This is a genomic window from Streptomyces sp. (genome assembly GCF_036566765.1).
GTDB lineage: Bacteria > Actinomycetota > Actinomycetes > Streptomycetales > Streptomycetaceae > Streptomyces.
Window position 1 is genome coordinate 1 of sequence record NZ_DATCVQ010000596.1, and the last position, 2,252, is coordinate 2,252.

General features: G+C 68.7%; 6 protein-coding genes. 1 reads left to right on the top strand and 5 read right to left on the bottom strand.

The window, feature by feature from the left end; translation table 11 throughout:
- Positions 1 to 93: 93 nt before the first annotated feature.
- Positions 94 to 486 carry a hypothetical protein gene (locus tag VIU94_RS34495; protein ID WP_331917723.1) on the bottom strand — a complete coding sequence of 131 codons (393 nt, stop codon included), beginning with the start codon at positions 484 to 486 and terminating at the stop codon, positions 94 to 96.
- Entirely contained in the window at positions 483 to 812 is a 330-nt protein-coding gene (locus VIU94_RS34500; RefSeq protein ID WP_331917725.1) for an HK97 gp10 family phage protein, read from the bottom strand. Before VIU94_RS34500 ends, VIU94_RS34495 begins: the two co-directional genes overlap by 4 nt.
- A 32-nt stretch (positions 813 to 844) precedes the next feature.
- On the opposite strand from VIU94_RS34500, the gene VIU94_RS34505 reads away from it, so the two are divergent.
- Positions 845 to 1,174 (top strand): DUF4429 domain-containing protein, encoded by a 330-nt coding sequence (locus tag VIU94_RS34505; RefSeq protein ID WP_331917727.1) that lies wholly within the window; start codon positions 845 to 847, stop codon positions 1,172 to 1,174.
- Here the strand turns inward: VIU94_RS34505 and VIU94_RS34510 are convergent.
- The 3 genes from VIU94_RS34510 to VIU94_RS34520 form a co-directional block, all read right to left on the bottom strand.
- Entirely contained in the window at positions 1,164 to 1,538 is a 375-nt protein-coding gene (locus VIU94_RS34510; RefSeq protein ID WP_331917729.1) for a hypothetical protein, read from the bottom strand. The two genes, VIU94_RS34505 and VIU94_RS34510, sit on opposite strands and share 11 nt — an antisense overlap.
- On the bottom strand, positions 1,538 to 1,951 hold the full coding sequence (locus VIU94_RS34515; RefSeq protein WP_331917731.1) for a hypothetical protein: 414 nt from the start codon (positions 1,949 to 1,951) through the stop codon (positions 1,538 to 1,540). Before VIU94_RS34515 ends, VIU94_RS34510 begins: the two co-directional genes overlap by 1 nt.
- Before the next feature lie 10 nt (positions 1,952 to 1,961).
- A partial coding sequence (locus VIU94_RS34520) for a glycosyltransferase (RefSeq protein WP_331917733.1) occupies positions 1,962 to 2,252 on the bottom strand: 291 nt, incomplete at its 5' end.

Consider the following 2,252-nt stretch of genomic DNA (forward strand, 5'->3'; position numbering starts at 1 on the left):
GGCGCGGGTGATGTTGACCATGATGTGTCTCCAGACATGGAAGAGCCCGCGCACGGGCGGGTGTTGAGGGTCCGGCGCGGGCCCAGCCGTCGGTCAGGAGACCGGATGGCAGAAGATTGCGTAGGTCGCCCCGACGCGGCGCAGGGCGGTGTTCTCGTAGTCGCGGCCGGCGGGCAGCGAGAGGGCGCCCGTTCTGCCGATCACGGCGGTATCACTGGTCGTTCCGCGGAGTTCGCGGGTCACCCAGTCGTGCACCTCGCGAGCCAGCCCGATCGCATCAGCCCGGGTGGCGGCGTACACGTCGATGTCGACGAGCATCCGGGCCAGCTTCAGCCCGTCCTCGTCACCTGCCGGGATCTGCTGGATCTGGATCGTCGGCAACTCGTCGGCGAGGTTGTTGTCGAGTTCGTCACGCACCACCGCGTCCGGGAATCGGGCGGTGCCACGGGTGATGAGCTCCAGTTCGATGTCGACGAGGGCGGTCACTGGTTCCGCCCGCCCAACTGCGCCGCCCGCAACAGGACATGGTGGGCTGGAACGCGTTCGGTGCCGTACTCCACCCATCGGGCGTAGTAAGCGCTGTTGCGGACGTAGCCCACCGCGCGGTCGCGGCGACGCCCGCCGCGATTCGTGCTGTCCGTCTCCCACGACCGCTGGTAGTGGCCAGGGTCCGGACTCGACTGATCGACTGGCGACAGCGCCACCGCGACGCCCTTGATGACCTCGGCACGCCGCAGCATCTCCGCCTGCATGCCCGGCATCCGCAGCATCTCGCCGACGCCCTTGCGCTTGAGTTTGAACCGAGCTGCCATACCCTCTACTCCTCGCAACTCAAGGGGGATGTATGGACGTCAAGGGCGTGCTCGGCAGCATCAGCTTCGACGGGGAATGGATCACCATCACGAAGACGCCGATCGGACCAAAGCCTGCGCCGACCCGTCTGCGAGCCGCAGACATTCAAGGCACGCGCCTCAAGCCCGGCAGCCGCCTGTTTCACGGCTACGTGCAGTTCCTGCTGCCCGACGGCCGACCGGCAGGCGAGAAGCCTTCGGGGAGCTTTGGTGGCGGCAGGCCCCCATACGAGGACCCGTACAGCCTGTCCATCCCCCGCAGAAGCAACGATGCAGCCGAGAAGCTGATCGCCGCCGTCGAGCAGGCCCGCACTATCCGGTGACGCGGTCGGCGGCGAACTGGATGACGCCGCGGGTGCCGGTGAACGGGGAACGGCCCCAGTCCCCGGGCTCGCCGGTGATGTCGCATTTCACGCCGCGAACCATCACCTGATCCGTGGTGCGCAGCGGTAGCCGGGCCTGCGGCGGCTGGTCAGCGGGAACGTAGACGGTCCAGCCGACAATCACCGTGTCCCGGGCTTGCTGCTGCTCACCACCTACCTGCGGTGTCTCCGCACGCGGCGTCACCACGCAGCGCGCGAGGTCGAACGACTCGTCCGGACCCGGCAGCGGATGCCCGCGCGGATCCCGGCCCGGCGACGTGCCGGTACGTAGCACCCGCACGGCCTCCCCGAACGGATACGGCATCAGCCATACCCCCAGCCCGGCTCGAACTCGTCCGCGAAGCCGGCGTCATCGATCGGCCACGTCGGCGACGGATCCGCCGTGGCCGGTGTTGGGTCGGCCGTGAACGCGCCGCCCCGTCCAGCCAGCGACTTCAGCGCCGACTTATCCGCCTTCGTCAAGTACAGGCCGCCCGACCCCGTCGGCCGCTGCACCGCCATCGGGCCAATCGTCTCGTAGGTGGCCTGTCCGGGATTTACGAAAGCCCGGCCAGCCACCGACAGGACAACCGAATCGGCGCCCTCGGGCAGCGGTTTGACCACGGTCTGGCACAGCGAGATGGCCTTGTTGATCAGGAAGTCGGCGCGGTTGCCGTCGATCTCCTGAAGGTCGAGGAAGAGGCCGAGCTCTTCCGCGGTGGGCGGGATGAACGCCATCGTGCACCTCCTAGGAGACAAGGCCCTCGACGGCTGCGCACCAGGCCGCCAGATCGGCAGCCGGATCGAGTTCGGTAGACCGGGCCTTCGCCCGCTTCGACGCCAGCCGGTACTCGGCCGCCGCCCCGAGCTTCCGCAGGACCGCCTCGTAGCCGGCCGCATCAGCACGGTCGACGAAGATGCCGGCCTCGCCGAGCGACTCGCACAGGCCGGGCGTCGGGTGAGCCACAACAGGGATGCCGCTCGCAAGAGCCTCAACTCCGGCCCGGCCCCACGACTCGTAGGACGACGGCATCAGCAG

Bases quoted from the DNA above. Each gene is read 5' to 3' on its own strand.
- VIU94_RS34500 (WP_331917725.1), bottom strand. From the start codon at position 812: ATGGCAGCTCGGTTCAAACTCAAGCGCAAGGGCGTCGGCGAGATGCTG.
- VIU94_RS34505 (WP_331917727.1), top strand. From the start codon at position 845: ATGGACGTCAAGGGCGTGCTCGGCAGCATCAGCTTCGACGGGGAATGG.
- VIU94_RS34510 (WP_331917729.1), bottom strand. From the start codon at position 1,538: ATGCCGTATCCGTTCGGGGAGGCCGTGCGGGTGCTACGTACCGGCACG.
- VIU94_RS34515 (WP_331917731.1), bottom strand. From the start codon at position 1,951: ATGGCGTTCATCCCGCCCACCGCGGAAGAGCTCGGCCTCTTCCTCGAC.